This is a genomic window from Mycobacterium sp. (assembly GCF_036488105.1).
Lineage (GTDB): Bacteria > Actinomycetota > Actinomycetes > Mycobacteriales > Mycobacteriaceae > Mycobacterium.
Genome location: NZ_DASXHW010000161.1, coordinates 1 through 5,505, shown reverse-complemented (window position 1 = coordinate 5,505; position 5,505 = coordinate 1). Strand labels below are relative to the sequence as shown.

3 protein-coding genes and 1 pseudogene are annotated in these 5,505 nt (G+C 65.4%); 2 read left to right on the top strand and 2 right to left on the bottom strand.

Annotated features, from left to right (window positions below; genetic code table 11):
• Positions 1-53 precede the first annotated feature (53 nt).
• A complete protein-coding gene (eccB, locus tag VGH54_RS08480) occupies positions 54-1,487 on the top strand; it encodes a type VII secretion protein EccB (protein ID WP_331511499.1) in 1,434 nt (477 codons plus the stop codon).
• On the opposite strand, the gene mycP is transcribed toward eccB, so the two are convergent.
• Complete coding sequence (mycP, locus tag VGH54_RS08475) at positions 1,434-2,822, bottom strand: type VII secretion-associated serine protease mycosin (protein ID WP_414688679.1); 1,389 nt, start codon at positions 2,820-2,822, stop codon at positions 1,434-1,436. The two genes, eccB and mycP, sit on opposite strands and share 54 nt — an antisense overlap.
• Positions 2,819-4,189 (bottom strand): type VII secretion integral membrane protein EccD, encoded by a 1,371-nt coding sequence (eccD, locus tag VGH54_RS08470; protein ID WP_331511496.1) that lies wholly within the window; start codon positions 4,187-4,189, stop codon positions 2,819-2,821. The genes mycP and eccD overlap by 4 nt, the downstream gene beginning before the upstream one ends.
• A gap of 210 nt (positions 4,190-4,399) precedes the next feature.
• Between eccD and VGH54_RS08465 the strand changes: the two are divergent.
• A pseudogene (locus VGH54_RS08465) lies at positions 4,400-5,505 on the top strand (type VII secretion protein EccC); the annotation flags it as partial.

The window sequence follows — 5,505 nt, the reverse complement described above, 5'->3', positions numbered from 1 at the left end:
GCGTGACCAGTACATATCGTGAAGCCGAACTGACGAAGGGCTTGGGGGACTGGATGGCATACCAACCGACCACGAGGCTGCAGGTCAGCGGATACCGATTCATGCGGCGCCGCATGGAGTGCGCGCTGCTGGGCAGGGACCTCCGCGCCGTGAACGAGCCGATGCGCGGGCCTGCGCAATCGCTGCTGGCCGGGCTGGCGTTGGCGGTCATATCACTGGCCGGTTGTGTGGTGCTGGCCCTTGTGCATCCGCAGCCAGGTATGGCGACGGCGCCGATCTTGATGGAGAAGCAGTCGGGGGCCCTCTATGTTCGGTTGGGCGAAACCGTGCATCCCGTGCTGAACCTGGCTTCGGCCAGGTTGATCGCGAAGACAAACGCCGACCCGCAGCCAATAGCCGCGTCGGCGCTCGATCGCGGCAGAAGCGGTCGCGGCAGGAGGGGTCCGCTGCTGGGTATCCCCGGTGCCCCGCAGTTCTTGGGCATGCCACTTGGTGAGGACGAATTGCGGTGGACCGTCTGCGACAGCCGCGACGGCACGACTGTTGTAGTTGGCCGCGGTGAAGGCCCGCAGTCGCATATTCTTGCCCGCGATCAGACCTTGCTTGTCAGGCCGTCGTCCGGAGGATCGACCTACTTGCTCTACGGTGGTCGCCGATCTGTGGTGGACCTGGCTGACGCCGCGGTCGAGCGGGCGCTCGGACCCGAGGTTCAGGTTCCGAGGACCGTGTCGCCTCTACTGCTGAACGTCATCCCGGAGGCGCCGCCACTGACCGCGCCGCGAATTCCTGATCTCGGCAGTCGCAGCTCGACATCGCTTCCGGGTTTTCCGGTCGGCAGCGTGCTGCGGGTGACTCGCACCGGCGGCGATGAGTATTACGTCGTGCTCACCGAGGGCGTTCAGCGTGTTGGGCAGCTTGCCGCCGATCTCGTGCGATTCACCAATTCGCAGGGCACCCGGACCGTGATGTCCGTCGCGCCTGACGTGATCCGCAACGCTCCGGCGGCGACACGGCTGCCGGTGTCCGGCTTCCCCGATCAGGCGAAGACTCCGCCGCTTACCGACGATGGGACGCTCTGTGCGAGCTGGACGTATGCGGCGTCGGGCAAGGTCGACATCGCATTTTCGGTTGGGGGACTACCCCTCCCGGACGGCGAGGGGTCGGTGTCCTTGGCGCAGGCGGACGGAAAGGGTCCAGCCGTCGACGCCATCTATCTCCCACCCGGGCGCAGTGCCTACGTCCGCGCGACCGGCCTGTCTGGCGGCAATGTTCGCGCAGGCACGCGATATTTCGTCTCCGACACCGGTGTTCGATACGCCGTCCACGACGACGATGCGGCACATGACCTCGGAATGCCCGACGCGATGATCGCGGCACCCTGGCCAGTGCTGGCCAAGTTGCCTGCCGGGCCGGAACTGAGCAGGGCCAATGCCTCAGTCGTGCAGGATGTTCCGGCTGCTGCCCGGTCGGACTTGAGTTCGTCGTAGCCGCGTCCACATTCCGCCAAGCGCCAGCACCACGGCCAATAAGCCACCGCAGACCGCGGCCCCGGTGAACGCCGTGTTCCGGGCGCGGTGGTCCGGCGGCACGATACGGGACGGCCCGAGAATGGGCGCCGATGTCCGGGCCGGCGGAGTCGGTGGAGCGGTTGGAGTGTCGGTGCTGACCGCGGCAAGCAGGTCCACCACGCCAGCGCCGACCAGCGGATCCCAACCGCCGGGCGGATGATGCGCGGTGGCCTTGATGCGTTGCAGCACCTGACGGGCCGTCCACGTCGGGAATCGGGAGCGGATCAGTGCGGCCAGGCCAGTGACCACCGGCGCGGCATAGCTAGTACCTGACAACGGAGTCGAACCCTGTTGTCCATCAACAGCGTTGGCTAATCCGTTACCCGTCGAGCTCAGCGATACCACCCCTTCGCCCGGGGCGGCGACATCCACCCACGGCCCAGCCATGGTGAATGCCGACGGTTCGCCGCGGACGTTCACCGATCCCACGGTCAGCACATAGTCGTCGTACCACGCAGGACTCACGACCACCGTCGCTGAGTCCCGCGTCGCGTCGGCCTGCTGAGCGGGACACTGCCCTGCGCCGATATTCCCGGCAGCGACCACGACAACGGTGTTCTTTACGTCGACGGCGTAGGACAGCGCTGCACCGAGTGCGCGGTCGTCGAGCGTTGACCCGACACCGGCGCACGCGACCGAGGAGATATTGATGACCGAGGCGCCCAGGTCAGCCGCAGTACGTACCGCTCGCGCCATGGTGTCCACGTCCCCGAAGCCGGCGGCCGACGGATCAGTAGCGGGACCGAACTTCGTGCTGGACTGCCTGATGCTGATCACGTCAGCCCCGGGGGCGACACCGCTGAAGTCGTCCGTGTGGTTGGGATCCGGTATGGCGGCGATGATCCCGGCCACCGCCGTACCGTGTCCGTCGCAATCCTGAGTGCCATCGCCGGTGAACACGTAATCACCGCCGGCCATCAGGTGAGACAGTCGCTGGTGCGTTGAAACGCCCGTGTCGATGACGGCGACTCGCTGGCCCGAACCGCGGGTCAGCCTCCAAACCTGCTGCAGGTCAAGCCCGGTGAGTTGAGCGACGTCACTGGGTGCTGTGCCGTCATGTGTCATCGAGGGCACTGCACAGATCTCCCGCTGCACGGTCGGTTGCGACGGGCTTGGCGGTGCCGGCTGAGGGAGTCGACTGTTGTCGATCGGCGGCGGCGATACTGCTCGTGCGGGCGATGCGGCGCATTGCGGCAACGCCGCGACTAAGGCAACCACCATGCATTGGTGGGCGCGCCGTCGCGCTGTTGTCACGACAGGTTCAAGCTACGGGTAGCGCCATACAGCCCGCAGAGCCAAGCGGCCAGCGGGACAACAACGGCGAATGCGAGGTACTCCAGCAGTTCGACACTTCGTCGCCCGATCGGCGAGATCGTCGTCGCCCCGCCGATTGAAGCTACGCATAGTGCGACGGCGCCCATCATCAGCGACACCGCGGCGACATGGGCCGCCCATTGTGGGTACGCGACAGCAGCAGCGACGAGAACAGTGCTGAACGTGACTGTTCCGCAGATGATAAGCGGCACGGATCTCGCAAGGTCTCGGTGTGCGCGAGCCCGCAATAGCAGGACGCCGCCGGCTACGGTGGCGAACAGCAGGCCGGGAAATCGTGACTCACCGGTCAGGAACGGTGCCAGTGCTGCGCCGATCGCCCCCAATGCTGCCGAGGCCGAGAAGGCGGCGATCAAGCTGGTAAGCCAGGCATGGGCACGGATTGCTTTGGCATTCAGGAGATGTGAACTGGAGAACGACACATCTGCGCCTGCGTCTGCCATCGGTGGTGACAGTCGCGCAAGCGTGACCGATAGCGGTGCGGATGCTTCGACAAACGCCAACGATATGGCCGTAACGGCTGCGCCGATGGCCTGGGGTGGGATCGAGGTGATCGCAGCCGCCATGGCCGCCGTGCAGCCGGTCGCCGCAAACGCCACTATCGCGGTGAATGCTACTGCGTGCCTGGATATCACGCGCATGGCCGCCGCACAGGTTGCGGCAGCCGCTGCCGCGAACAGCGCGTTCGGCGCGCCCGGTCCGCCGGGTACGGCAAGTAGGCCTGTCAGCGCGGCGAAGCTCGTGGCCAACCCGCCCAATGTCAGTCCGATGGACTGCTCGCGGGAAACGCGGTACGCAATTGCCGCCGCGAGCAGAGACAACAGGGCGATCGTTGCGGCGACGCCGGCGCAGCCGGTGCGGTGAGAGTCGGTTGTGTGAAACACGGTTCCGGTCAGCACTGTTGCGGCTACGCCAGCCAGCCACGTCGTGACCAGCAAGCCCACCAGCCGAGCCCTTCGCCGCGTCCAGCGCCACTCCATCGCCGAGACCGACGCCGACACCGCTTCCGCTTCGTCAGCGAAACGCGGGACCATCAATTCGGTCAGCGAGCTTGTCAGAAGCAAGGTGGCGCCATCTTGAATCCCCGATTGGGCCAGTGTCTTCGTGGGGTCCAGCGCGGCGCAGCCCGGAAGAGAGAGTTGATAGTGGACCGCGAGCGGTCCGGGGCGGAATCCACCACTGCGGGTCAGGATGTCCACGATCGGTGGAATCAGCAATCCGATCGGGGTTGCTGCGGACAACACCAGGTCGACGCGAGTGGGTCCGCAATCAATCGATAGCAGGCGCACGCCTCCGCCGTCCGGGTGTGATGCGCCATTTGGGGTGGGTACTGCCAATGCGGGGTGCACGCTGACCTCCGTTCGCCGATACGGACGCTAGCCGGGATGTCGGTGTCGCTCATGCGTTGATCCACAGGCGACTTGCCGCGGATTTCGACCGTGCCTACCGTGCCAATCGCATCCGGCGAAGCGATTGCGGTCGGGTGTTAGGAGGGCTGGATGCGGCGGTTCGACAGTGGTGCAACTGCGGAGCACGTGCCGATCGAACGGGTACCCGGGCCGGTGTATGACACCACCGACTTCGTGGTCGCCGCGCCACCGGAAGTAGCCCGGCAGGCGCAGCCGAGTCCACTGGTCCGGTTTCTACCGATCGTCACGGCGATCGCGACGGTGGGCGCGATGGCGGTGGCTTACTACTCTCGGTCGGCGGTAGCGCGCAATCCGGCGTTCTTGATTTTTCCCTTGATGATGCTCGTGTCGACGGTGACGACTGTCGTTTCCAACGCGGATCGGGGCCGCGGCGCGATTAATACTGAGCGCGCAGATTATCTGGGTTACCTGTCCGACGTGCGGGCCGAGGTCGTCAATACAGCTGCGGCACAGTATCAGTCGCTGTTTTGGTGCCATCCGGATCCCGACTCGCTATGGACTCTGGTGGGTGGTTGCCGGATGTGGGAGCGGCGAGTTTCGGACCCAGACTTTTGTCAGGTGCGAATCGGACTCGGAACTCTGCCGCTTGGCAGGCGGTTAGTCCCGCCGATATTGGAGACTATTAGCCGGCTGGATCCGGTTGCCGTGACCGCGCTACACCGATTTCTTCGCACCCATTCGATCGTCCCGGACGTACCGATCACCCTTGCGTTGCGCGAAGTGGCGGCCGTGAGCGTCGGCGGCGACATGACGTACGCGCGTGCACTGTTGCGCGCGACAATCTGTCAACTTGCTGTGATGCACAGCCCACGACTGGTATTGGTCGCCGCCGCTGTCAGCGACCACAACAGAAGGCACTGGGACTGGTTGAAATGGTTGCCGCACAATCGACATCCGTACATCGATGACGACGTCGGCCCTGCGCGGCTGGTGTACGAGTCGGTGGCGGCGGCGATGGAGGCACTCGCCGGCGTGACGACGGACCGACTGTCCGCCGATGCGCTGACGCCGTACGTGGTGGTCGTCGTCGACGGTGACGACACCGAACGAGTGAACAGCGCTGCCGGCAAAGCCATCACGACGCTGACGATCGACGACACGGCACTTGTTGGCACCCTGCGGTTGCGGGTGAGCGGCAGCGAAGTGGTCGTTGGGACATCGGTCGACGACGAAAT